Raw genomic sequence first — 26736 nt, forward strand, 5'->3', positions numbered from 1 at the left:
GCAAAAGTAAGAACAAATTATAAAAGCCTATAGTATACCTCTTGCTTTAATTTCAAGGTATTTATTTATACTGTCTATAGTAAGGCTTTCAGGTTTTGTAAGTATTGAGTGTATACCGTATTTTCTTAGCTCATTTACTATAAGCCTTTTCTCAAAAGCAAACTTCTCGGCAATAACCTGATCATACACCTCCTGAGTGTTATCTGCTTTTTTATTTATAAGTTCTTCAAGCTCTGTGTTTTCAAAAAATACGACTACCAAAAGGTGGCTTTTTGCAATACCTTTAAGGTAGGGTAGTTGTCGGTTAAGCCCGTCTAAAGTTTCAAAGTTAGTATAAAGCAGAATAAGGCTACGCTGTGTAATGTTTCTTTTAATATCAGCATACAGCCTGCCATAATCACTCTCAAAGAAATCTGTTTTTATATTGTAAAGGTTTTCCAGTATGCGTTGCATTTGCGAGCCTCGTCTTTCTGCAACCACACGGTTTTCTATTTTTTTAGAGAAAGCAAATATCCCTGCCTTATCCTGTTTTTTTAGTATTACATTACTTAAAACTAGTGATGAATTTATGGCGTAATCCAAAAGGCTAAGCCCGTTAAAGGGCATTTTCATAACCCTTCCTTTATCAATAGCCATGTATACGCTTTGCGATTTTTCGTCCTGAAACTGGTTAACCATTAACTGATTTTTTTTAGCGGTGGCTTTCCAGTTTATAGTACGAATATCATCGCCCGAAACATACTCTTTAATTTGTTCAAACTCCATAGTATGCCCCAGCTTGCGTATTTTTTTAATACCATATTGATGCAGTTTATTAGAGAATGCTATAAGGTCATATTTTCGTAACTGAATGTAAGAAGGGTAGGTGGGAACCATAGTGCCTTCTTCAAAAATATAACGACGCGAAGCTAACCTAAGGGGAGAAGAAACATATATGTTCAATCGCCCGAAATGATATTCGCCACGCGCTACAGGGCGCAGGTTATATTCTGATGTATGTATTTTTCCTGCACTTACATTACGTTGTATATCAAAATCTCTTATTTGAAATTGCTCAGGCATTTCATCAATTATTTTTACCCTTAAAGGAAAAGAATAATTGTTTTCTACCGAAACTGCTACAGGGTTTTCATCTCCGTTAGAGAATTTTTCCGGTAATGTCCGCCATGCTTTTACACTTTGTTTAGTGGCAAAAAGCAATAGTATATCCAGTAATGTAAAGGCTGTAAAAACATAAAAGAGCAACCATACGGCATTATAAATTACCGGGAAAAAAGCAGACACGGTAAAGCATACTAAAATGCCGCAAAACACATAGAAAAAGAAATTGTTTAGGTATAAGCTCTTAATAAACTTCATTAACGCGGAATTTCTACAGAGTCAATTATTTGTTTTATAATATCAGGGCTTGTAAGTCCTTCCATTTCACGTTCCGGTGCTACTACAACACGGTGTTGTAATACAGGTACGGCAGCTTCTTTAATATCTTCCGGTGTTACAAAATCTCTGTTTCGCAGTGCAGCAAAACCTTTCGCTGCATTTAATATTGCTATTGAAGCACGTGGTGAAGCACCCAGATATAAAAAGGCATTTTCACGCGTGTTGGTTACTATTTTGGCAATATATTCTAGCAGGTGTGGTTCTACCATTATTTGCTTAACAATAGACTGGTATTTTACTATAGCCTCCTGTGTTAATACAGGTTTTATGTTTTCCAGCTTTTTACCGTCTTTCAGTGCATTTTCTCTTTCCAGTATAGTAATCTCTTCGTTTAAGTTGGGATAGTCTATACTAATTTTGAAAAGAAAACGGTCTAACTGTGCCTCAGGTAGTTTATAAGTACCTTCCTGCTCTACAGGGTTTTGTGTAGCAATGGTAAGAAAAGGTGCTTCCATTTGGTATTGGGTGCCCTCAACAGTTATCTGGCGTTCTTCCATAACTTCAAACAATGCAGCCTGTGTTTTGGCAGGAGCACGGTTAATTTCATCAATTAAAATAAAGTTTGAAAAGATAGGTCCTTTTTTAAAGTTGAATTCAGATTTTGAAAGGTCAAAAACAGATGTACCCAATATATCCGAAGGCATAAGGTCGGGTGTAAACTGTATTCTGCTAAAATCAAGTGACAGTGTTTTAGAAAGTAACTTGGCAGTAATAGTTTTAGCTACTCCCGGTACACCTTCTATCAGTACATGCCCGTTAGAAAGAATGGCAACTAAAAGCTGGTCTACCATTTTATGTTGCCCAACAATAACAGAGCCTATTTCCTCTTTTATTGCCACAATACTTTGCTGTAATTCAGAAAGGTCTATTCTGGACTGGAAATTAATGTTATCCTGACCTGTTTCAACAGTATTGTTCTCTACACCTGTATTTTCAGTTGTACTGCTCTCTGTTACGTTTTCAGAAGTGTTGTTTTCAGGGTTTTGCCCTGTTGGGTTTATATCTTCCGGCTTGTTGTTTTCAAATTCTGTCATAACCTTAATTTTTCAATTGCTTTGTTAATAGCTACCAAATCAGCTTCGGTAGTAGTAGGCCATTGCCTGTGTTTTTTAATCAGGTATACTGCGGCTTTAATATCTTCAATAGGTTTCCCTGTTTTTATGTGTAGTTTTTCTATAAAAATATCATCCAGATTATGAGTGTCAATCATATAGTCGGTTCGTACTTTTTCAAGAAAATATATAATTTTTTTATCGGCAATAGTATGGTGGTCACCCTCCTGATAGTATAAATTACCTATAGTTTTAGCAAAATCTATAGTAGTATTTCTAACAGGTGCTATTTCCTTCATAATACGCTGTTTTCTTTTCGCATTAAATATAATAAATATCAGTAGCGCTAAAAGACCAAAGTAATAAGCATTACGCAACCCGTCTTTAGACAGGATATATCGTAAAGGTGAGCCTGACAGCCGTTCGTTATGATTGCTGCCTGTATTCCAGTATATATTACCTTCAGGTAGGTGTGATAAGACTTTTTCTGTGTATTGGTAATGGTTACCTTTTAATAAGTGGTAGTTGGTAAAAACTACAGGCTGGTTATGCAGTAGGAAAGCTCCGTTACCGTAGGTAACTCTTATAAAGTTAGTTTTTTTCTGATGTAAAAAATCATGGTATCCTAAAACGGTAGTGTTTAAAGTGTCTACACTTTTAAAAAAGCTATAATTAGTTCCGGTTTTAAAGTAATACTTTTCTTTTTTGTTTGTTGAAAGATATAGGGGTATGGAATCGTTATAAAAATAGTTGTTTCCCATTTCTATTTTAAGAGTATCTAATATTGAAGAAGGAAACTCATTCATACTCAAAAAAACAGTATTTCCGTATTCGGCAAAATACATTAGCTCTCTTACAGATTCATCATCCATTGTATTTTTATCGCTAATATTTATTATACTGCCTTTTACGGTATAATTGTTTATATCATAGTCATAATGATTATCAAAGAATTCATAAGGTGTAATGTTAAACTTCTTGACTGTATCATTTTTAAATAAACCATCAATTTCCTGATCAAAAATATATAAACCAAAAGGTATTTTATCATTTACATTATAGGATAGAGACCAGTCAACAGGTTTAGGTTTAGAAGCATCAACAGCTATTATAATCCCCATAAGGATAACCAGCAACACGACATATATGGTAGCTTGTTTATTCATTGGTTATTATAATTTATGCAAGGTTTTTTTAAATGCACTTTGCACTTTGTTAAAAGCTTCTTCATCAATTGTAAATTCCCCATACCAAATGTAATCATACAGGTAGGACAGATAGCGGAACTCTTCTCTTAGTTCATTATTATTTATTTCATAATAGTAATCAGAGTTTGTTTTATCAGGATGCCATTTAATTACTTCACGTTCAGATAATTCTTTAAGTACCCATATATAGTAATAGCGAACGGCTAACCTGTAGTTACCTGATTTTATGGTTTTTTCAACCAGTGCCTTAGCATCCAGTTGTTGTATATTCTCTTCTGTTATGTCTTCTGCGGTAATTTTTTTACTTGATTTACCGAAAATCCATCCGCTTTCTTTATCAAGTATAGAGCGAACAATCATATAGACAGCGAAAATAACTATTACTCCGGCTAAAATATAACCAAGAATACTTAATATAGATGGTCCTTCGGATCTTCCTCTTTTTCTTCCAAAAAGGTCGTCAAAAAACTTAGCTACACTGTCCCAAAACCTATCCCATGCATTTTTAGCTTTTGTTTTAGGCTCATATTCAAACTCATCATCAGTATAATTATCCTTAATATTTTCTCCGAATTCCCTTTCTACATATACATCACTGCTATCTGCAATTGTGGTAACATTCACATTATTTGTTTCTTCTAACTGTAGAGCTTCTTCAACAGAGTTAACTACAGGTTGTGCAAATAATGTTACGCCCCAAAAAAGTAATATGTATAGTAAAGCTTTACTCAATGTCTTTTCCTATTAAATCAATGTCATCGTGAAGTGAGTTGTTTTCTCTTTGCTCAATATTACTATAGTAAATAACTCCTTGGTTTATCATAATAACATTCTGCATTAAAAACTGTATTATAGATGATATTATTAAGGTTATAAGTAGTACTATACCTAAGGTTGAAAAAGTTTCCTGTTGGTTAAATGAGTTAGGTTCACTACTGCTCATAGTAATAAAACTGCTAAGTGTAGAAGCAATAAATGTAATAGCAGTTTGTATTATATAACAAACAATTAAGAAAATGGCACTTGTACCTACATTAGGCCAAAACTTAGATGTTACCAGTGTATACCCCGTGCCAAACGACCAAAAATATCCTGTTTCTCTGTCGGTTGTATATTCATAAAAAGACTGGGATACCCAGTTAACCATAAGGGCGGTTACAAATATTATAAGTGGTATACCTATTAATATCAAAACGAGTAAACCACTAATAGCAAATAGTATAACTCCTATTGGCAGGAATGTTATACTAGAGAAAAGAATAAAAAGAATTACTTTCCAAATTCTTGCTTTAATACCTTTTATAATGTTTTTGGTAGTAATAGGCACTTTATCGGCTAAAAGTTTAAAGTATACTACAGGGAACAAGTAATTTATTGCAGAAATTAATAAAAGTACTAGTACGCATACTATACCAAATACAGCATAGTACCACTCATTATTACCAAAATAATTTTCCAGCATTTGCTCCTGCTGAAGGCTGCCTGTAAGGAAAATATTTTCAAAGAAAACATTTGAAAGCAGATATACAAGTAAAGCAAACAGCAATATAAAGCCACCTGCAATTTTTATATAATTACTAAAATAACCTTTTCCTTCTTGCCTGAAGAATATAAAAGTGTCATTAATTAAGTCGTTAAAATTTCTGTTTTTATAAACTTTAAACATTAGCCGGATGATTAACTTTTTTGTTTACCCTAAAAGGATATATTAAATAATAATAAGATATAAGTGCTAAGGTAAACAGTATAATAAATATATTTAAAAAGCGAGGCATGTCAGGAGAGTATCGCGTAACAAAACCTTCCAATATACCCGCAGCAATAGTAAAGGGCATAGTACTTAAAACTATTTTTAACCCGTTTTTAAGCCCCATTTTTAATGATGCTACACGAGAATATGTTTTAGGAAATAGTATAGAGGCTCCTAAAACCAGTCCCGCAGCAGCTTCTATAACAATTGCAAAAATCTCCATAGAGCCATGAATCCATATACCGCGTACACTTTCCCAAAAAACATCCTGTTCGTAAAAAAAATACTGGAAAGACCCAAGCATAATACAGTTCTGGAATAATACCCAACCTGTTCCTATACCTCCGAATATTCCCATTATAAATGAAAATATACCAACTCTTAAATTATTAAAAGTAATACCAAATGCGCTCCCCCAGTTACTCCCACTTTTATATACCGCTACAGGGTTGCCTTTCTCTATATTTTCTAATGTCATGTTTACATAGTGGTCGCCCATTATTAAACGAACAAAAGCTCCATCATTTGCAGCAGAGATAACCCCCATAGCTGTAAAAACAGAGAAGAGTATAAAAGCATATAATATATATCGCCTATTTTGGTAAACAATAAGCGGAGCTTCGGTTTTAAAGAAATAAACCAGCCTGTTAGTGTCCTGCCGCTTGGTTTTATATATTTTTTGGTAGATAATAGAAGCTAAGTGGTTTAAGTATACAACCGTCTTACTTTTAGGGTAATACGTTTGTGCATAGGAGAGGTCATTTACTAAATGGATGTAAAGGCTGGCAAGTTCGTCAGGACTTTTTTTTGATTTACCGAAAATAGCTTGCTCAAATTCAAGCCATTTTTCTTTATTTTGTTTAATAAAAGCAACCTCTCTCATAAGAGCAGCTAAAATAGGAAATATGTCACAACTTTCAATAAATACCACCCAAAATGTAAATATAAATTTTGAAGCAGCTTCCTTAGGTGAGCGAATATTAGCTTATCTGTTGGATTTGGTAATATGGATAGCTTACTCTATTGTGCTGAGGATTATTTTAAAATTAGCAGATTTTGATTCTTTATTATCAGGATTAGATAACTGGTCTGTAATGACAATATATATTATACTTTACCTGCCTGTTATATTTTATGCGCTTGTTATGGAAAGTTTAATGGAAGGGCAAACGCTTGGGAAAAAGATAATGAAGATAAAAGTTATTAAAATAGATGGCTATCAGGCAAGTTTTGGCGATTATTTAATACGATGGATTTTCAGACTGATAGAAGTTACCCCTCCGTTATCCTTTATAAGTGTTATTGCTATGATGGTTAATAAAAAAACACAAAGACTGGGCGATGTTGCTGCCGGTACGGCAGTTATTAGTCTTAAAAATAAGATAAATATTAACCATACCATTTTACGAGAGCTTCATAATGACTATATTCCCGTATATCCGTTAGTTATAAAGCTAAGTGATAATGATGTAAGGATAATAAAAGAAACGTTTGAGACCAGTATTAAAAATACTGATTGGGTTATGATTAAAAAATTACAGGATAAAATAGAATCAGTAACCGGAATAAAATCAACATCTGCTAACGCTACGTCTTTTATAGAAACGGTTCTGAACGACTATAACTACTATACTCAAAAAATGTAATGTTTTACCTGCTTGATATTTTAGGAACCCTCGCATTTGCTATTTCAGGTGTGCTTACTGCTATTAATAAAAAAATGGATTTATTCGGCGTTTTTATAATAGCCTTTGTAACTGCATTAGGAGGAGGTACTTTGCGTGATATGCTTATAGGGCATACTCCTGTAAGCTGGATGCGTGACCTTAACTATGTGTATGTAATTGCAGCAGGTTTTTTTATCGCTTTAATTTTCAGAGGCAGGTTAAGTAAGTTGCGTAAATCGCTTTTCCTGTTCGATACTATTGGGTTGGGAGTGTTTACTTTAGTAGGTTTGGAAAAAGGACTTATAGCAAAGCTAAATCCAACTGTTTGTATAGCACTTGGTACTATGACAGCTTGTTTTGGCGGTGTAATACGCGATATTTTATGTAACGAAATTCCTGTTGTTTTCCGCAAGGAAATATATGCTACTATATGTATTTTAGGCGGAACGGTATTTTTTATTTTAATGGAATTAGAGATTCCTATTAATGTAATATACTTAGTGACATCAGGCGTTATAATAGTAGTGCGGCTTATGGCTGTGTATTATAAATGGGCTTTGCCTGCTCCATACAAATACTAACAAGTATTATTTTAGCTATTAATACTTACTTTTTGTAGTAATTCATTAAGACCTTCTTTTTCAAAAAGTATTCTTCCTATTTTAATATCAGACCATCCCGGTTTTAATAAATAAGTAAACTTAGGCAGGTTGTTGTTTAGGTTACAATCTAAATAGTAACACGCTATTTTATTATTTGTTATTTCAGGAAGTTCTACCAGTTTGTGTAAGTGGCTGGATACTAAAAATGTGCTTTCGGGAAAGTTAAGCATTCCTTGTAACGTTGTACTGCTTATCTCTAAAGCATCATCTATATTAGTACCTCTAAACAGTTCATCAAATACAGCAAAGCATTTTTTGCTATTAGAGTTTTGTATTACTTTTTTCAGGTTTATAACCTCCGTCATAAAATGACTGTAGCCACTTTGCAAATCATCATTTAAGTTAATAAATACAGCAATTTCATTATATTTTGGTATTTGTGCCGCTTTTGCAGGTATGGCAAACCCTATGTTAGCAAGGTATACGCATATACTTATAGCTTTTAAAAGAGTAGATTTACCCGACATGTTAGGTCCTGTAAGTAAAGTGGTATTACTTGTAGCAGTAAAAGAATTTTTTACAGGGTTTTGGAGTAAGGGGTGATAAAAGTTGTTTATGGTAAAGGTGCTGTCAGTTATTTCCGGGAAGTTTAATTTATAAAAAGTTGTACCACGTGCAATAGATATATAAGCTTCAAACTGAGTAAATATTTTTTGAAAAGCATGTATTTCTTCTCGTTTTTTCTTTTCAGAAATAAGCGTGATAAACTCCTTTATTTCTTTAGCCTTAAAATTATTCTCTCTGATTAAGTTTTCATAATAATCTAAACGTAGTGTATTAAAAAACGTATCAATAAACCTAATGTCGTTTTTATATACTTCGGGGAACAGTGAAAGGTTAATGTTTTTAATATATAAATTGTGTAACCTGTGGTACAGTAATATAGTTTGTACACAATGCCCCCTGAATAAGTGAAATTTTCTTTTTGAAAAAGTTAGCTTTATTTTTAATCGTTTGGGCAAAAATATCTTGTCAGTATAGCTTTGCATAAAGTGATATACTTCGCGATAATCTATTTTAGAATAGGAATAACTTTCGAATATACTGATGTTAGCAATGAACCCTTTTAAAATATTTTGCCTGTCGATAATTTCCTGTTTTGCTTCAGGAACTTGAGTAATCATTTCTTTAACTCTTACTTTTGAATCTTCGTTAAGCGTAAAGTTAAAGAGGTTAAATATTTCAGAATCAATATTAAGGTCTTTTACCTGCATGGAATATTTTTAATTAAATATTCTTAAAGAACGATAAATAGCTGGAAAAATTATTTAGTTACATAAACCCACCCTACAATAGGTTCAGGATATTCAGGGTCATTTAATTCCAGTACAAAGTAGTATGTTCCTACGGGAACTGTGTTATTTTCTGCTCCTACTTTTTCAACACTAGCAATACCATCCCAATCTTCCTTATTATGATCACCTGTCCATACTAAATTGCCCCAACGGTTGTATATAGTCATTTTAAAATCGTAGAAAATATTACGCAAGCCTTCTACAAAAAAGGTGTCGTTATAACCATCTCCATTAGGTGTTACATAGTTGTAGGTAGTAGGAGGGCACTTTCGAGTGCTTAGTAAAAACGATGTAACAGTATAACACTCACCGTTGTCTATCCGCACATAAACTTGTTCGGGGTCTGTAGTATTATTATATGCTGTAGTGTTATATATGCGGTTTGCATCTGTATTCGCATCGGTTTCTGATGTGTAGAAGTACACATTTTCATTAGGTGTAGTTCTTAGTAAAGCCTCGTAATTTGAGAAGTCAAAAGTACTTATACCGTTACCTTCATTACATTCTATTAATGGTTCGGGTTCTACAGGCTCAGGTGAGAGTAATAATGAAATAGCTGTGACAGTTGAATTATTTTCTTCATCTGATTCGGTTACTATGCCTGTACCATCACCAATATCATCTACCACAAAAGTAAGCTCAAAATCTAATGGAATCGTATCAGGAATAGTTAGTGTTATAGTACTGTTTTCAGTTTCTCCTATGGCAATATCCAGTAAGGTTTCAGTGTAATCTATAAACTCTCCATTAGCAAATATGGAAACGGGAGTACCGGAAGGCAGTATGTCGAAACTATTAAAATTATTAATGGTGTAGGCTACAGTTATAATTCTGGAATTACATGATTTTGCTATATCAGCAATAGTAACAGTTCCATCAGGAAACAAGCAGTCTACAGCAATTAAGTCAAATTCTCCTATGGTATAACAACCATTTTCTCCTTCAAGGCGAACATATATAGTTTGAGGGTTTTCTCCGTTTGAGGTGTAACTGTCAATGTTGGTGATATCATCAACAGCATCATCTGCATTATCGTAAGAAGTATAGAAGGTTACCACATCCGTAGGACTGGTTTTTAAATCTTCTTCATAGGATGAAAAATCAAATACCCCTATGTTAGTACCATTATCAGTTTCGCAGGTTGTTATGTCTTGTGGCTCTTGCAGGGTGGGGGAAACGTATTGTGTTTCTTGTATAGTAACACTGTTATTTGTTTCGTCAGTTTCAATTACTATACCACCTGTTCCGTCACCAATATCATCTACAACTACCAGTATTTCATAGTCTACAGGTGTACCTGCCGGAATGTTTACTATAAAAGTACCACTTTCGCTATCGCCTATTGCTATTTCCTGACTGGTTACAGTTCCGCCTATATAATTACCCTCTATATAAAAAGCTATTGGTGTTCCCGCAGGTAGTACTTCGGTACTGTTTATATTATAAACCGTATAATCAATAGTAACAAAACCGGAATTACATTCTTTTGCAATGTTATCTACTATAATAGTAGCATCGGGTAGCTGGCTGTTTAGTTTTGTAACTATAGCATTTACCATTACAAAATCCTGCCCTGACTCTAAGGTTATTTCTGCGCTCTCATCACCTATTTGTATATTATTCTGAATGTCATAAATATCCAAATCCATATTGTATAACTCATTAGAGCCTGTTACAGAGTTGGTTCCATTAAAGGCATTGTTTATAGGGTTAAGCGCATTACTTAATGGATTTCCGTTAATACTAAGGGTTTCAGTAACAGCTAATGATGCGTCACCCTCCCATGCTAAAAAACCTATTTTAGCACCTGCATTATCAATCACATTAAGGCTTGGCAGTGTTACACTTATAAATGGCGGGACATACTGTAAACCATCATATAGGTTGAGTTGGTTAAGTGGTAAGTTAGGGTTTTGATAAAATACTATAATAGCCCACCCCCCGAAATTGGTTTTTATATTACAATATAAGGGATCTGTTACTATATCAGTTAAATCAAGCTCTGATACGGTATAGGTACCATTTCCCGTTGTTTGTACAAGCGAAGTAACATCAGCAAATGCGCTAAAGTATTCTCGGGTTAGTCCATCAGTATTTAAAGCACTTAAGGGAAAGTTGCGTTCTGCAGTTATAGGATTTCCGTTTAGTTCTATATCAAAATCTCCAGTTCCTGAACCTGCCCAATACAAATAAGCAGCAATTACTTGGTCTGCCGAATCTAAATTTAACTCAGCGGACGATGAGGTTAGAATATCACAAGTAGGGGAAGGATTATTTTCAACAGGGTTCAATGTATTTCCGACAAAAGTGAAATCATATCTGCCATTAAATTGCTCATAAAGAGAAATATCCTGCGCAGTAGTATATATAAAAGTAAAGCTGAAGAGAATTAAATAGAGTAGTTTTTCTTTCACGGCAATTTCTCTTTTTTGCTTAAAATTAGTAATTATTTAATAAAAGAGAATTTTTTAATTAAAAACAATACATGCTTAACATAATCGTTTACCAAAAACATATAGTTACATCCCCAGATTATTTTTATAATTTTACGCAATAGGTAAAACTTGGATTATTCTTATTATATGTACACAACAGAGCGTTACAGTAAGTTACATTATGATATTTGGAATGAGTTTGTAAGAAGCTCTAAAAATGGTACATTTTTATTTCATAGAGATTTTATGGAATACCATAGTGACCGTTTCAAAGACTATTCTTTAATGGTTTTTAAAAAGCAAAAGCTAGTTGCGGTATTGCCTGCACATATAAACGGAACAACTGTGTCTTCTCATCAGGGGCTTACTTATGGCGGTCTTGTATATGGTAATAAAACGAAGTTAACAGATGTAATAACAATTTACAAGGAAATGCTTAAGTTTTTAAATGAGAATAATATTGAAACTTTGAGTTTAAAACCTGTACCAAGCATTTATCATAAAGTACCTGCACAAGAACAAGAATATGTATTATTTTTATTAAATGCTAAACTTGTACGCAGGGATGGGCTGTCGGTTATTCAATATGATAGTAAGTTGCCTATAGTAAAGTCAAGAAGACAAGCTGCAAGAAAAGGTTCGGATAATAATCTTAAAATAGTAGAAGAATCAAACTTTAAACTTTTTTGGAAAGAAATATTAATACCAAATCTTAAAAAAAAGCATAATGCGTCGCCCGTGCATACCGTTGAGGAAATAGAGCATTTGCATAAACTATTCCCAAAGTATATAAGGCATTTTAACGTGTATAATGATAATGAAATAGTAGCCGGAACTACTATGTTCTTAACTGATAATGTAGCGCATCCGCAATATATATCGGGACAGGAAGATAAAAACGCTCTTGGTAGTATTGATTATTTATATTCTTTTTTGATAGAAACTTTTTCAGTTAAGAAATATTTTGATTTAGGACCTTCTACCGAAGAGCAGGGCAGGAAGTTAAACGAAGGTATTTTGTTTTGGAAAGAAAGTTTTGGGGCTCGTGTAATATGTCAGGATTTTTATGAAGTAACTACTGCTAACTATACTCTTCTGGAAGAAGTACTTAACTAATTTTTATTAGTGTCGGATAATAAAAACTCATATAAAAAAATATTTAAAACTACTTCGTTATTCGGAACGGTTCACTTTATAAATATGGTGATTTCTGTTATAAGGTCGAAGTTTTTGGCAGTGTTTATAGGTGCTGAAGGCTATGGAATTTATAGCCTGCTTAACTCTACTATTGAACTTATAAGAAAAGCGATAGGCCTAAACATAGAAACCAGTGGAGTTAAAAAAATAGCTCAAGCTAATACTGAAGGTGAATTACAGAATATTTCCGTTCAGGCTAATATCTTGTTATGGATAGCTGTTATTACAGGCGGGATAGGTAGTTTTTTTGCAATTGTTTTTTCAAATCAACTTAGTGTATGGACTTTTGGTGATTATGGTAAAGCTGTTGCGATAGGCTGGATTGGTATTACTATCTTAATTAAACAGTTAACAAGTGCTAAAACTGCTATTATGCAGGGTATGGCTAAATTAAATTTTTTAGCTAAATCAAGTTTGTATGGAAATATAATAGCACTACTGATTAATTTACCTCTTTTTTATTTTTTTAGATTAGACGCAATTGTTCCTGCTATAATTATAGCATCATTATTAAACTATTTGTGCTCTCTATTTTTCTTTAGAAAAATGAATATAAAAGTTACGCTTTATAAGCCTAAAAAAATATTTACTGAAGGAAAAGAGGTTATGCTATTTGGTACATTATTATCTTTAAGTGCCTTTTTACCTGTTTTAGTAAATTATTTAATACAGGTATTTATACGTTATAAAGGAGATTTAAACTCAGTAGGTTTATTTAGTGTAGGAATGGTGGTTATAAACGCTTATGTAGGTATAATTTTTACGGCAATGAGTACAGAGTATTACCCAAGGTTAGCCAGTTTTAATAAAGATAAAAATTTAGAAAGTGAAGCACTAAATCAGCAGGCAATAGTTTCATTACTAATTATAGGACCGGTTATAGTTTTATTTTTATTCTTTAAAGAATACATTATTCATTTTCTGTTTTCAGAAAAATTTGTTCCTGTTTTGCCAATGCTTAAATGGGCAATACTGGCAATGCTGTTTAAAGCTGTGTCATGGTCTATGGGGTATATAATAATAGCTAGAGCAGATTCAAAGGTTTTTACTAAAACAGCCATAGGATATAATACGCTTCATCTTTTACTTTGCGTAGGCGGGTATTATCTGGATGGTTTACGTGGTTTAGGAGTAGGGTTTTGTTTGTTTTACCTTGTACATTTAATAGGAAACTACATACTTGTTTTTTTTAGATATAAAATACAGCTATCAGTTCCGCTATTTAAAATTTTTGGAATAACTTTTATATTATGTTCCTTATCATTTTTATCCTCTGATATAGAGCATCTGGTGTATAAATATTTATCATTTATAGTTTTATTTTCACTTATTACCTATTATTCATGGGTAGAAATAAACAAGAGGGTAGATGCTGTTGGTTTTATAAGTAAATTTACTAAGAGAAAAGGGAATAATAAAAATGATTAAAAAGTTGAAAGACATATACCATAGGCTTAAATTTTACTCTAAAATAAACTGGGTAAAAACGCTGTATTTTAATTATAAAAAGTTTCCTTACTCTATAGCTAGAAAATTACCTGTATTTTTTTACGGAAGCATTAAGTTTCAAAATATAAAAGGAGACGTTGTAATTGAAGCTCCAATAAAGAGAGGCATGATTGGTTTTGGTCAGCCTTATGAAAAAAATACACGACATAAAGGAATAGCAGAAGTAGCGATAGCAGGAAAATTAGTTTTTAAAGGGCATGTACAGTTTGGTAAGGACTACTTTTTCTATATAAGTAAAGGTTCCTATGCAGAGTTCGGACACATGTCATCTATGGGAAGTACAGGTAAAATAATATGTACAAATAAGATTATACTCGGCGATTATGCTCGTATAGGTTCCGAATCTCAAATAATGGATACAAACTTTCACCAAATGATAGATACTGAAACCGGAGAAAGGTTTCCTATGACAGGGTCTGTAATAATTGGCAATTACAACTATATTGGTAACAGAGTGTCTTTAATGTCTAACACTGTTACTCCCGATTTTTGTACTGTTGCTTCTAATTCTTTATGTAACAAAAACTACTCTTCTTACGGAAATAATATATTAATAGGAGGTATACCTGCTAAACTTTTACGTAATAATATATCCAGAGATTGGGAGCTAGAGAAAGACTTACTGGATGAATGGCTTATTATTTAAAACTTTTATTTTCCTCATAGACTTTTATTTTAAAATCTATTTTTTTATAAGTTTCACGTTCTAAAATATCACACCCTTCATATATATAGCCTATATAATCATGAAAATATAGGTTAGAATATATTAGCTTCATACCTTTTTCAGGAATAAACTCTTCATAATAATTTATATCATCAACAGGGTAATAATAGCATGAGTTTGTTATGATGTAAGTCCTATTTACTTTTTCAGGACTATGCTTTTCATGTATATAATCAAGCATGTCTCTAATAGGCTTTTTGTATTCACAATACCCTTTAACTTCAATGCTGTTATCTTTTTCGATTAATCGCCATGCAGTATCTCTTGGATATGCGTATTGAGTTTTATAGCTTATGAAATTTATTAAAAAGCTAGTAATAAAAACAACAGCTAGGGTATAAGTAACTATAATTTTATATTTAGGGTTTTTAGATAAATATGTTATACTATAAGCAGCTAGTATAGGTAACAGAAAGAAAAATTGATGTAATAGCCTGCCATACCATACCATTTTATGAAAGAAATATCCCAATGAAGCATAAAATAAAAATAAAATGCAGGTTATTACAAACAAGTAATTAAGGCTTGTAAGTTGTTTTTTATTAATGATGGAATAAATAGTAATAAAGGTATAAGCTATTAACCCTAGTGTGATTAATATACCTCCAATTTGTTCAACATTGTATAGGTACTTAAACAGAAATGTATAACCTTCTTCAAAAGAGCCTTGTGTTATTGTTTTGGATAATATTATAGAATCTTGTATGTAAGAAGTATTACCTATCCTAGCGATACCTTCAAAAATAGCTAAGCACACTATACAACCCAATATATATATAATACTATGTTTTAATCGTTTTTTTGCACTCTCTATTTTAGAATTATTAATTACAAACATTAGGAATAATACTCCAAAAAGTAAAATATACCCAGGGTATACTACATACCCGAAAAATGCTGTTAAGCCTAGTAAAAAGCTTTTTTTATAGGTAAAGCTATTGTTTTGAGTGGTTTTAATGATATTAAATAAGGTAAACAATAATATTAGCAAGCTAGAGTCATAAGGCAGAGTATGCCTTAAATATATATAGCTGTTAACTAAGCAACAGTATATAATAACAGAAAGTAATGCTGTAGTTTTATCAGCCAGTATGGTATAGGCTATTTTATAAATATATTTAAGTACAAAGCAGTATATAATAAAGTTAAAAAGAAACAGTAAATAAGAATTTTGTCTCTCGTACGTTTCAAGCCCAAATAACTCAGCAGAAATAAATTGTAAAGCAGATGGTATGGTTTTAATAAGGGTTTCTCCCGGTCTTCCTTGTGTTTTGTTAAGATTAGCAGCAGCTTCAGTAATATTAAAATGAGATAAACTTTCCAAAACATGACCAGAAGCCATGTATCTTTGCTCATCAGGGAAAGCTAAAAAGCCATCTCCGGCTAATAACAATTTAGAAAGTGTTAGTATTATAATTACTCCTAATAGCAATTTATTTATACTGATTTTACCCATTTATTTTGCTTTAAACAATCCATACTTCAATATGCAGTATAATGCTCTAAAACCATCTTTCCAGTTTATTTTCTTTCCTTCATCATATGTTCTGCCGTAATAAGATATTCCTACTTCATATATGCGTATTTTCTTTATACGGCTTATTTTAGCAGTTACTTCAGGTTCAAAACCAAATCTATTTTCTTTAAGATTTACATTTTTAATTATATCAGCCTTAAACATTTTGTAACAGGTCTCCATATCAGTAAGGTTTAAGTTACTAAACATATTAGAAACGAAAGTTAAAAACTTATTGCCTATGGTGTGCCAAAAGAAAAGTATTCTGTGTGGATTTCCTCCCATAAATCTGGAACCGTACACTACATCAGCATGCCCATGCAATATGGGTTGTAGTAGGATATTGTATTCTTGAGGATCATATTCTAAATCGGCATCTTGAATGATGATGATATCACCTGTAGCTTCTTTTATACCTGTTCGTAATGCAGCACCTTTCCCCATGTTTTTTGGGTGTGCTACATATTCTATTTTTATATCTGAATTTAGTGTTATATACTCTTTTATCTTCTGTTCAGTATTATCTGTAGAGAAGTCATTAACAATTATAATTTCTTTATCTAAGTTACCGATTAAGTTTGTTAATTTTACTTTGTCTAGAATTAAATGGATTGTATTCCCTTCATTATAAGCGGGAATTATTATGGAAAGTTTTTTCATATTTAGGTTGTCCAAGCGTCTATATACTTTTCTGCAATTTTAATATAATTATGTTCTTTTTCAATAAAATTTTTAGTCCTTTTACTAATTTCTACAATTTTTTCAGGGTTTTCAATTAAAACAGAAAGCTCTTTTACTATGTCATTTACATTTGGTATAGCATTTATAGCTACAGACTCTTCTAGCTGATAATGCTTAATAAATTCGGTTTCAGCTCCTGTAAAAACAACCTTTCCTTTTGCCATAGCTTCTAGTGCATTATAGCCTTGGTCGTACCCGTATACCTGATCCAGTAATATATGTGCTCGGTCATATAGCTTTATATATTCGGCATAAGGAATATTTTCAGTTATAATAATTTCAACCTTGTCTTTATATTTCTCTTCAATTACTTTGAGGGCTTGTTCAAAAAAATGTATTCCCTTTTTTAAATAACTAAGTCTGTTAATACCTAAAAATATTATTATTTTATTGTTTATTTCAGGATGTATATAACTTATTTTATCAGTGTTTATTGGGTTAGGGATAAAAGTTGTTTTGTACTCCATCTCTTTCATAGGGATTTCATAATCTAAATCAGAGGTTATAAGCACTTTTGAATGTTCTTTAACCCACTCAAATAGTTTTTTATAGTTGTTGTTTAGGTATTTTAAAGAGTATAAAAATATGTTTTTCAGACTTTTATCTTCCATATAAGGACTAAGTACAGAGTACTTTAGTTCTCCCTTTAAGTTGTACTCAACAATAGGTGTTTCATCCCCACAAACCAATAAACTCATTTGTTTGTTTTGTTTGAGCAGTTTCTTGTATAGTTTTATTTGGAAATTGGGATGTGTTTCTAAAGCATCAGAATTAATTAACTGTATATGGTCAAATCCTTTTAGGTTAGGTAGTAAAGAGTTAAAACGTAATCCTTGTTCTGTTTTTTCTATATTAAGCTTAGTAAGCTTGTAAATTACTTTTTTAGCGAGTTTCCCTAATAGAGTATTTTTAGTAAGTTTCGGGTATATAGTATAGTCTACATTATATTTTTTAAAGTCATCTCCAGAGCCTACAACAGTTACTTGATGCCCTAGTTTAATAAGACCTTCTTTTAATGAGTTATGAAGCCTGCTATATTCACCTATTAAAAGTATTTTCATTAGCTTTTCTAAATCTATATATTTGTGTAAATATATAAACATTTTGACGGACATATTTAAAGAATCGGATATAGAGGTGCTTGTGGCCACCATGAATAGAGATAATCTTGATTTTTTATTTGATATGTTTCCGTCTATTAATTATACTTCTCTTAATCTTCTAGTTGTTAACCAAACCACTGAAGAAAAAAAAATACATTCAGAATATAATAATATCCGAGTTATAAATGTTTTTGAAAAAGGACTTTCCAAAAGCAGGAATAAGGCTTTAAGAAATGCAAAAGGAAAATTATGTATTATTACTGATGATGATGTTATCTTTAAACCGGATTTTCAGCATAAAATAGTAAAGGCTTTTAATGATAACTCTAATGCTGTAATTATCAGTTTTAGAGTTGAAGATGAAAATGGTAAATTATATAAAGAATACCCAGATTACACGAAAGATAATACCTCTATTTTTGATAGGCTCAATATAATGTCAGTTGAGATGGTTCTCAATAGAACTGTATTTGATAGTTTTAACATTGAGTTTAATGAAAATTTTGGCTTAGGAGCAACTTTTGAAATGGGCGAAGAGGCTATTTTTATTAATGAGGTATACACTAAAGGAGGAAAAGTAATACTGGAGCCTGAAACGTTACTGTCTCATTCATCAGCAGATACTAATAAAAAAATAGTAGTTGAAGATAAATATTACATACAGGGAGCTTTATTTTCAGCTCTTTTCAGGGGGAATTTTCTCTTATGGGTATATATTAAAATACTATTTGATATTAAACAAAAAAAAATTACGATAAAACAAATACCTGTACTTTTAAAAAGAGCTAAAGCAGGCAGAAAAAAATATTTACAACTGGATGAAAACAACGGTTAATACGGCTGAAATAATTTCACTTCCTAAAATAGAAGATCGTAGAGGAAACCTTTCCGTTATAGAAGGGAAGATTTTACCATACACTATAAAAAGAGTGTATTATTTATATGATGTTCCAGGTGGTGCAGAAAGAGGAGGGCATTCACACATAGAACAACAGGAATTTTTGATAGCACTTAGTGGAAGTTTTGAAGTAGTTATTAAGGATGGTAAAGAGGAAAAAACATTTATGCTGAATCGTCCCGATCAAGGATTATTAATTCCACAAGGATTATGGAGGGAGTTAATGAACTTTTCTTCAGGAGCAGTGTGTTTAGTAATAGCTTCAGGTGAATTTTTAGAAAAGGATTATATACGCGATTTTGATACTTTTTTGGAATCTAAAAAATGAATGTAGTTTATATAACAAATAAGGTAGCAGGGGCAGGAGGTATACAACGTGTACTTTCGGTTAAAGCGAATTATCTTGTTAAAGAACTGGACTATAAAATAACTATTATAGTTACGAACGCTAAGCCGGAAGAAAAACTGCACTATGATTTTGACCCTAAAATTAAAATTATAGAAATAGCTCCCGATAAGAAGAAAGGGTTATTTACCTATTTTAAGTCGTATAAAAAGTATATAAAAAGCGTATTACATACTTTACAGCCTGATGTTGTGGTAATGTGTGATAATGGACTTAAAAGTTACTTGTTGCCCTATATAACCGGTAAAAAATACCCATTGGTTTATGAATTACATGTTTCTTTACACATAGAACTTCAATCTATTAATAGCTTTAAAAAGTTTTTTAATAAAAATATTCTTCAGCCGTTTTTATTAAAAGTATTATCAAAGTATGATAAAATTATAGTACTTACTACTGCTGCTTTAACAGAACTTAAAATAGAGAATACAGAAGTAATTCCAAATCCATTATGGTTAAAAATTAAAGAGGAGGCAGAACTAAAAAATAAAATAGCAGTAGCTATAGGGAGGCATGTTTATGAAAAAGGTTATGACAGACTTTTTAAAGCATGGAAAAATATCCTGAAAAAATGCCCGGACTGGCAATTATATATTTATGGTAGTTTTAACCCTGAATATGATGTGCGACAAATGGCAAAAGAAACAGAGGTTAGTAACATAACATTTTATAAACCTACAAAAAACATACAGTCGGTATATCAAAATGCTTCTCTTTGTTTACTTACCTCTCGTTATGAAGGGTTTGGTATGGTGTTGCTGGAAGCAGCAGCTTGTGGGGTGCCTTCTGTCGCTTTTGATTGTCCTGTAGGCACAAAAGATATAATAAATAACGGAGAGAGTGGTTATTTAATTGAGGATGGAAACATAGAGGCTTTTGCAGAAGCTACTATTACTTTAATGCAAAACAATAAACTCCGAGGAGAAATGGGGCGAAAAGCAAAAGAAAAATCAGAAGAATACGCACTTGAGCCTATAATGAAAAAATGGGATGGTTTATTAAAATCACTTAAGCGTACAGATATAGCCTAGCCTGTAAATATCTAAAAAAAATAAGTTAGGTTTCTTTTTTAATATCATCCTTTTAAGGATAGGTTCTGTTATTTTAAAACCTATACCTACCACTTTTTTAAGACCTACTTTAGATAACTTTTTGTAATATTTCATTAATCCGTTTACAGCATCAATATCAGGTGTTTTATGTAGTAATTTATGTCTTACAGCTACAGCTTCTATTGATTTTTTAAAGAAAACCTCATTTTTCTCTAAACCTAAATGATAGATAGGATTGTCGATATGGATAACAGGAATATCATTTACATATAGGTTATAGCTGAAATAGACATCCATTCCGTAAAAGTTTTCATTTTCAGCGTAATTATACTTTATAAAAATAGCTTTACGGATTAGTATATTTCCTGAAAAAACATAGCCATAAGGAGTTTTATTACGTACAGAAGCGGGTTGCTCTTCTCTTTCTTTTCCATACATATAACGTAACATTTTATCACTTTCTGGCGGGTTGTCCGTATAAGCATACCCACCCAAAACAACTTCTGTCTTGTTTTCTATATATAATAGATAATCTTTTATAAAGTTTTCACTAACAGGTATAACATCGGCATCAAGAAACAGTAACATTTCAAAAGTTGCTGTTTCAGCTAATAATTTTCGGGATAATGTCCTTCCTAAGTTTTTAGTGTTTTCCAGTAGCCTGGAATTTTCAAGCATATTAATTGCTCTGTTTTCTTTAAGAAATGATTCAGTCGAGCAATCATCAATAGCAATTATCTCAAAAACAATATTGTTTTGAGTACATTGCTTATAAACCTCATTTACAAGTGCTGTAATACTATAATTGTATGTAGGTATAAGTATAGACAGCATTTTAGGAGTTACGTTTTTAGTAATGGTTGTTTTATAATTCTTTCTATTAAAGGTTTAAAAGTAAGTAATAAACTTATAATCAGTATAGATTCAAATGGGAAAATAAAGCGGGAATTTTCTCCAAAAGTAGACATAGCCTGTGCCACAGAGGCAGCAAAAACAATCATAACTATAATAAATTCAGGCGTAGTCTTTCTGTTTTTTATATACAGGAAAATATGATATGGTATTATTAATACAAAAAGTAATTTTAATATTTTCAGTATAGCACTTTCTATATACCAAATACTTAAAAATACCTTGTTGGTGTATTTAAAGTTGAAATCATCATAATTCCAATATATGTTAGTTCCCCAAAACCCCAACCAAGCCCGTAATACTTGTTTGCCGTATTCTATCGGGTTTTCTTTTACTGTGGCTTTACTAAATTCATTTAGTTTCTCAGAAATTTCAATGAGGTTAAGCCCTGTTTGTTCTTCCATTTTATACCTTACACGCCAGCCGGTCATAGCTATATCTCCATCATTTTCTACAATTTCCTCACGGCATTTAATATAAAGCTCTCGTGTTTCACTGTATTCATCAGGAGCTTTTTCTGCAAAATAGGTACATATTTGGGAGGCGTAAACACCATATATTGTAGTACACACAAAACGTCCTGTATTTTGGTAATTAATATAAGAACTGGCTAAAAATGCTAGTATAGGAAACACAAAAATAATAGCCATACGATCGATGATTCTACCTATTTTAAAATTGGTAATTGTATATAAACCATATATTAATAATGGTAAAAACATGTAAAAAGGCTTAATAAAAGCAAGATAACCCAGTAATAGTCCCAGTATTAAAAACTGTTTCCAGCTTTTACTGTCATGGAAAAATATTTTACATAAATTATAGAATACAAGTGTTACAAATAGTAATGTAAGTGTTTCAGTGAGTATGTTAGTTTCATAAAACAGTGAATGTATAAAACTACTTAATAGTAGTGTTACCGGTAATGCAATGCCTTTCCTGAAATTAAGCAACAACATTATTTTGTATACATATACAGATGTAATTATACCAATTACAAATTGTAAAAATATGGTAAGTGGGAGATGGCTGTTTGTTAAAGATATGAATGCAGGGTAACCTAATGTGCGTACACCATTATAGTCAGAAAGATCCATTTTTAAAATCTGCTGCGATGCATGTATATAATCATCAGAGTCAGGGAAAATAGTTACATGACAATAGAAACTTAAAAGTAATAGCCTTACAATAATACCAAATAGTATAATTGTAGTTATAGGTCTTTCAGAAATATAATTAGAAATGTTTTTAAAAGTCATGCTCTGCAGCAAATTAAACAGTACGCTGTACTACTTCAAATAAAGTCCCGCTGTCACACTTTAAAGTTTTAGAAGGGAACTTCATTAACAATGCATAATCATGAGTAGCCATTATTATGGTTTTACCATTTTGGTTAATTTCCCTAAGCAGGTTAATTACCTCTACACTGGTTTGTGGGTCTAAGTTTCCTGTAGGTTCATCGGCTAAAATAAGTTCAGGGTCGTTAAGCAGGGCACGGGCTACTGCAACCCTTTGTTGCTCTCCACCTGATATTTGATGTGGCATTTTGTGTACGGCATTCTTCATGCCTACCTTATCAAGTACTTCATTAATTTTAACTTCCATTTCCCTTTTATCGCTCCAGCCGGTAGCTTTTAGTACAAATAAAAGGTTGTCGTAAACCGTTCTGTCAGGAAGTAGTTTAAAGTCCTGGAAAACAATACCGATTTTTCTTCTAAGGTAAGGTATCTGTTTCTCTTTCAGTCTTTCAAGCTCATAATCTACTATAGTACCCTGTCCTGATTTTAAAGGCAAGTCGCCATAAAGGGTTTTCATAAAACTACTTTTACCTGATCCCGTTTTACCAATTATGTAAATAAATTCACCATGATTCACTTCAAGGTTTACATTAGTAATTACTGCATTATTACCTTGGTATACGGTAACATCTTTTAATGATAGAACAGGTGTAGACATATATACTGTACAATTTAGATTGGTAAAAGTAATAAGATAACGTTTCCTTTCAAAATTTTATTTTCTTGTTATCATAATAGTATATTTACGTGTTAATACCATACTAAAACGTAAAGAATACACGTTAAAAAACAATAAGAATTGATATATTTGGCTATTCTAAATAAGACAGGAAATATGCGTAAAATACACAAGCTGTCGTTAGCTGCACTGCTGCTATATGGCTTAAACGTTTCAGCACAACAATCTACTATTTATACTCACGAGCTTAAAGATTTTGAAAAAGGTGTAGACCTGTATAATCAAAAACAATATCAGGCAGCACAAATTTTGTTTGAAAAAGCAAAAAAAGAAAATTCCGAGATGGAAGTACAGGCAGACTGTGCTTACTACATAGCAAATTGTGCCATTCGCCTTAACCAGATGAATGCCGATGTGCTTATGGAAGATTTTGTAGAAGATTATCCTACCAGTACCAAAAGAAATCAGGCATATTCAGAAGTTGCATCATATTATTTTGAACAAGGTAAGTATGCGCAAGCATTAAAGTGGTATGATAAAGTTGACGCCGGAAGCATGACTAATGCAGAGCGTGAGCGTTATAACTTTCAGAAGGGATATGGTTACTTTAATAGTGGCGATAAAAAGCAGGCAGAAAAATACCTGAATAAAGTTGTTAACTCAAAAGAATATGGTTCGCAGGCTAAATACTATTTAGGCTATATAGCTTATGATAGTGATGACTATACTGAAGCTAATCAATATTTTGAGCAGGTGGAGGATAATGACAGGTATAAAGAAGATATGTCCTATTTTCAGGCAGATATGAATTTTAAGCTTGGAAACTTCCAAAAAGCTATTGATTTAGGTTTGGAACAGTTACCAAAATCAAATGCAATCGAAAAATCAGAACTGAATAAAATAATAGGGGAGAGCTACTTTAACTTAAAGCAGTACGATAAAGCTATTCCTTACTTAACAGAATACAGAGGTAAAAAAGGCAGATGGAATAATACTGATTTTTACCAGTTGGGCTATGCTTACTATAAGCAGGGCGATTATGAAAAAGCTATAGCAGAGTTTAATAAAATAGTAAACGGTAACGATGCTGTTGCTCAAAACGCTTACTACCATTTAGGGGAGAGTTATTTAAAAACAGGTAAAAAACAGCAGGCACTTAATGCATTTAAAAATGCGTCGGAAATGAATTTTGATGCTAAAATTCAGGAAGATGCTTACTTAAACTACGCTAAGTTAAGTTACGAGATAGGTAACCCGTACCAAAGTGTACCTGAGGTTCTAAATAGTTTTTTAGATAGATATCCTGACAGTCCGTTTAGACAAGAGCTACAAAACCTGTTAATCAGCTCTTATATTACTTCTAAAAACTATAAAGAAGCATTATCACTCTTAGAAAAGAATAAATCTCCTGAAAACAGAGAAGCCTATCAAAAAGTGGCTTTTTACAGAGGTATGGAGCTATATACTGATGGTGATTATCAGGCTGCTTTAAACCTGTTTAAAAAATCTATTGCAGAACAGCGTAATCCACGCTTTACAGCACGTGCTACTTTCTGGAAAGGCGAAACAGAATACGTTTTAAGTCAGTTTAACGAAGCGTTATTAAGTTTCAAACAGTTCTTGCAATTCAATGAAGCTAAAACAACTCCTGAGTACGATAATATTAACTATAACTTAGCGTATACCTATTTTAAGTTAAAGAATTACGACCAGGCATCGCAAAACTTTAAAACCTATGTAGAGTCAGGTAAGGCAGACCAAATAAGGCTTAATGATGCTTACTTAAGGTTGGGAGACAGTTACTTTGTTTCGGGTAAGTACTGGCCGGCAATGGAGGCGTATAATGAAGCGATAGCCATGAATGGGATAGATGCTGATTATGCTTTATTCCAAAAAGCGATTAGTTATGGTTTTGTGGCTCGTAACGAAAGAAAAATAGAAGACTTAGAGCAATTTATACAATCGTATCCTAAATCTAAATTTGCAGATGATGCTTTATACGAATTAGGTAATACTTATGTTACTGAAAATAATACTGCCAAAGCATTACAGGCATACGACAGGCTTATCGATAATTACAAGAATAGTTCTTACGTAAGTAAAGCTATAATGCGTCAGGCATTAATTTACTACAATGCGCAGCAAGATGATAAAGCATTAACGAAGTTTAAAAAGGTAGTAGCGGAATTCCCGAATACTCCTGAAGCTATGGAAGCGGTATCTACTGCAAGGTTAATATATGTAGACAATGGTCGTACGGATGAGTATGCAGCTTGGGTAAAAACATTAAGTTTTGTTGATGTAAGCGATGCAGATCTAGATAATACAGCATTCGAGTCTGCTGAAAAGCAATATATGCAAAATAACACTAAGCAGGCAATAGCATCGCTTAACAGTTATATCGCGAAGTTCCCTAACGGAATATCAGCCCTAAAAGCGCACTTCTATTTGGCACAGGCATATTTTGCTGATGATTTACCTAATAATGCAGTATCGCATTACGAGTATGTAATCTCTAAACCACGTAATGAGTTTACGGAGCAGGCGCTGGCAAGACTTTCGCAAATACACCTTAAAAATAAAGATTGTGCAAAGGCGACCCCTGTATTAAAAAGACTGGAAACAGAAGCAGAGTTCCCGCAAAACGTAACATTTGCACAAAGTAATTTAATGAAGTGCTACTATGATGAAAAGGACTATGCTAATGCTGTAGTATATGCCGATAAAGTAATGGCTAACAGTAAAACAGAAGACAGAATAAAAAGTGATGCACAAATTATAATAGCGCGTTCTGCTATAAAAACGGATAACGAGGAGAAAGCAAAACAGGCTTACGCTAAATTGTTAACCATTGCAAAAGGAGAGTTAGCAGCAGAAGCGTTATACTATGATGCTTACTTTAAAAATAAAGAAGGTAAATATGAAGCCTCGAATGAAGCAGTACAGAAACTTTCAAAAGACTATTCGGGTTATAAATACTTTGGTGCAAAAGCACTGGTAATTATGGCTAAAAACTTCTATGGGCTTAAAGACAGCTTCCAGGCAACTTATATACTGGAAAACGTAATTAAAAACTTTACAGCATACCCTGATGTGGTGGAAGAAGCACAAAAGGAACTTGATGCCATAAAGGCCCAGGAAGCAAAACGTAACTCTTCTGTACAAAACTAAATTTAAAGCTATCTCACA

The 26736-nt window shown here is 32.4% G+C and carries 23 protein-coding genes; 9 read left to right on the plus strand and 14 right to left on the minus strand.

The window, feature by feature from the left end; genetic code table 11:
* Positions 1–27: 27 nt before the first annotated feature.
* The 6 genes from IEW45_RS14300 to IEW45_RS14325 are packed head-to-tail and all read right to left on the minus strand — an operon-like array spanning position 28 to position 6333.
* The gene (locus IEW45_RS14300) at positions 28–1359 is read right to left on the minus strand and encodes a DUF58 domain-containing protein (protein ID WP_188621953.1); all 1332 of its coding nucleotides are present in this window, start codon (positions 1357–1359) and stop codon (positions 28–30) included.
* Positions 1359–2474 carry an AAA family ATPase gene (locus IEW45_RS14305; RefSeq protein WP_188621954.1) on the minus strand — a complete coding sequence of 372 codons (1116 nt, stop codon included), beginning with the start codon at positions 2472–2474 and terminating at the stop codon, positions 1359–1361. Before IEW45_RS14305 ends, IEW45_RS14300 begins: the two co-directional genes overlap by 1 nt.
* On the minus strand, positions 2471–3658 hold the full coding sequence (locus tag IEW45_RS14310) for a DUF4350 family protein (protein WP_188621955.1): 1188 nt from the start codon (positions 3656–3658) through the stop codon (positions 2471–2473). The genes IEW45_RS14305 and IEW45_RS14310 overlap by 4 nt, the downstream gene beginning before the upstream one ends.
* A 6-nt stretch (positions 3659–3664) precedes the next feature.
* On the minus strand, positions 3665–4432 hold the full coding sequence (locus tag IEW45_RS14315) for a DUF4129 domain-containing protein (RefSeq protein WP_188621956.1): 768 nt from the start codon (positions 4430–4432) through the stop codon (positions 3665–3667).
* Positions 4425–5366 (minus strand): hypothetical protein, encoded by a 942-nt coding sequence (locus IEW45_RS14320; protein ID WP_188621957.1) that lies wholly within the window; start codon positions 5364–5366, stop codon positions 4425–4427. The genes IEW45_RS14315 and IEW45_RS14320 overlap by 8 nt, the downstream gene beginning before the upstream one ends.
* Positions 5359–6333: a stage II sporulation protein M gene (locus tag IEW45_RS14325; RefSeq protein WP_188621958.1), complete on the minus strand. Its 975-nt coding sequence runs from the start codon at positions 6331–6333 to the stop codon at positions 5359–5361. Before IEW45_RS14325 ends, IEW45_RS14320 begins: the two co-directional genes overlap by 8 nt.
* A 22-nt stretch (positions 6334–6355) precedes the next feature.
* Between IEW45_RS14325 and IEW45_RS14330 the strand changes: the two genes are divergently transcribed.
* On the plus strand, positions 6356–7096 hold the full coding sequence (locus IEW45_RS14330; protein ID WP_188621959.1) for an RDD family protein: 741 nt from the start codon (positions 6356–6358) through the stop codon (positions 7094–7096).
* The gene (locus tag IEW45_RS14335) at positions 7096–7698 is read left to right on the plus strand and encodes a trimeric intracellular cation channel family protein (protein ID WP_188621960.1); all 603 of its coding nucleotides are present in this window, start codon (positions 7096–7098) and stop codon (positions 7696–7698) included. The genes IEW45_RS14330 and IEW45_RS14335 overlap by 1 nt, the downstream gene beginning before the upstream one ends.
* Positions 7699–7709: 11 nt before the next feature.
* On the opposite strand, the gene IEW45_RS14340 is transcribed toward IEW45_RS14335, so the two are convergent.
* Positions 7710–8993: a MutS-related protein gene (locus IEW45_RS14340; RefSeq protein WP_188621961.1), complete on the minus strand. Its 1284-nt coding sequence runs from the start codon at positions 8991–8993 to the stop codon at positions 7710–7712.
* A 50-nt stretch (positions 8994–9043) separates the two neighbouring features.
* On the minus strand, positions 9044–11488 hold the full coding sequence (locus IEW45_RS14345; protein ID WP_188621962.1) for an FIDD domain-containing protein: 2445 nt from the start codon (positions 11486–11488) through the stop codon (positions 9044–9046).
* A gap of 168 nt (positions 11489–11656) precedes the next feature.
* Here IEW45_RS14345 and IEW45_RS14350 point away from each other — a divergent pair, with 168 nt between their 5' ends.
* The 3 genes from IEW45_RS14350 to IEW45_RS14360 all read left to right on the plus strand — a co-directional run bounded on the left by IEW45_RS14350 (position 11657) and on the right by IEW45_RS14360 (position 14861).
* Positions 11657–12625 (plus strand): GNAT family N-acetyltransferase, encoded by a 969-nt coding sequence (locus IEW45_RS14350; RefSeq protein WP_188621963.1) that lies wholly within the window; start codon positions 11657–11659, stop codon positions 12623–12625.
* Between the two features lie 120 nt (positions 12626–12745).
* Complete coding sequence (locus tag IEW45_RS14355; RefSeq protein WP_229665964.1) at positions 12746–14134, plus strand: oligosaccharide flippase family protein; 1389 nt, start codon at positions 12746–12748, stop codon at positions 14132–14134.
* On the plus strand, positions 14127–14861 hold the full coding sequence (locus tag IEW45_RS14360) for an acyltransferase (RefSeq protein ID WP_188621965.1): 735 nt from the start codon (positions 14127–14129) through the stop codon (positions 14859–14861). The genes IEW45_RS14355 and IEW45_RS14360 overlap by 8 nt, the downstream gene beginning before the upstream one ends.
* Here IEW45_RS14360 and IEW45_RS14365 read toward each other — a convergent pair.
* The 3 genes from IEW45_RS14365 to IEW45_RS14375 are packed head-to-tail and all read right to left on the minus strand — an operon-like array spanning position 14854 to position 18260.
* Positions 14854–16398, minus strand: a complete 1545-nt coding sequence (locus IEW45_RS14365; RefSeq protein WP_188621966.1) for a hypothetical protein — start codon at positions 16396–16398, stop codon at positions 14854–14856. The two genes, IEW45_RS14360 and IEW45_RS14365, sit on opposite strands and share 8 nt — an antisense overlap.
* The gene (locus IEW45_RS14370; protein ID WP_188621967.1) at positions 16399–17118 is read right to left on the minus strand and encodes a glycosyltransferase family 2 protein; all 720 of its coding nucleotides are present in this window, start codon (positions 17116–17118) and stop codon (positions 16399–16401) included.
* Positions 17119–17120: 2 nt separating this feature from the next.
* The gene (locus IEW45_RS14375) at positions 17121–18260 is read right to left on the minus strand and encodes a glycosyltransferase family protein (RefSeq protein ID WP_188621968.1); all 1140 of its coding nucleotides are present in this window, start codon (positions 18258–18260) and stop codon (positions 17121–17123) included.
* A gap of 43 nt (positions 18261–18303) precedes the next feature.
* On the opposite strand from IEW45_RS14375, the gene IEW45_RS14380 reads away from it, so the two are divergent.
* The 3 genes from IEW45_RS14380 to IEW45_RS14390 are packed head-to-tail and all read left to right on the plus strand — an operon-like array spanning position 18304 to position 20637.
* The gene (locus IEW45_RS14380; protein WP_188621969.1) at positions 18304–19137 is read left to right on the plus strand and encodes a glycosyltransferase family 2 protein; all 834 of its coding nucleotides are present in this window, start codon (positions 18304–18306) and stop codon (positions 19135–19137) included.
* Positions 19121–19528: a sugar 3,4-ketoisomerase gene (locus tag IEW45_RS14385; RefSeq protein WP_188621970.1), complete on the plus strand. Its 408-nt coding sequence runs from the start codon at positions 19121–19123 to the stop codon at positions 19526–19528. Before IEW45_RS14380 ends, IEW45_RS14385 begins: the two co-directional genes overlap by 17 nt.
* Positions 19525–20637, plus strand: a complete 1113-nt coding sequence (locus IEW45_RS14390; protein ID WP_188621971.1) for a glycosyltransferase family 4 protein — start codon at positions 19525–19527, stop codon at positions 20635–20637. The genes IEW45_RS14385 and IEW45_RS14390 overlap by 4 nt, the downstream gene beginning before the upstream one ends.
* On the opposite strand, the gene IEW45_RS14395 is transcribed toward IEW45_RS14390, so the two are convergent.
* The 3 genes from IEW45_RS14395 to IEW45_RS14405 are packed head-to-tail and all read right to left on the minus strand — an operon-like array spanning position 20611 to position 23526.
* Positions 20611–21492, minus strand: a complete 882-nt coding sequence (locus IEW45_RS14395) for a glycosyltransferase family 2 protein (RefSeq protein WP_188621972.1) — start codon at positions 21490–21492, stop codon at positions 20611–20613. The genes IEW45_RS14390 and IEW45_RS14395 overlap by 27 nt on opposite strands.
* Positions 21493–21500: 8 nt before the next feature.
* Complete coding sequence (locus tag IEW45_RS14400) at positions 21501–22829, minus strand: hypothetical protein (protein ID WP_188621973.1); 1329 nt, start codon at positions 22827–22829, stop codon at positions 21501–21503.
* Positions 22830–22842: 13 nt separating this feature from the next.
* Complete coding sequence (locus IEW45_RS14405; RefSeq protein ID WP_188621974.1) at positions 22843–23526, minus strand: cell division ATP-binding protein FtsE; 684 nt, start codon at positions 23524–23526, stop codon at positions 22843–22845.
* A 177-nt stretch (positions 23527–23703) separates the two neighbouring features.
* On the opposite strand from IEW45_RS14405, the gene IEW45_RS14410 reads away from it, so the two are divergent.
* On the plus strand, positions 23704–26718 hold the full coding sequence (locus IEW45_RS14410; RefSeq protein ID WP_188621975.1) for a tetratricopeptide repeat protein: 3015 nt from the start codon (positions 23704–23706) through the stop codon (positions 26716–26718).
* Positions 26719–26736: the final 18 nt, after the last annotated feature.

It is taken from the genome of Flavobacterium suaedae (assembly GCF_014642915.1).
GTDB lineage: Bacteria > Bacteroidota > Bacteroidia > Flavobacteriales > Flavobacteriaceae > Flavobacterium > Flavobacterium suaedae.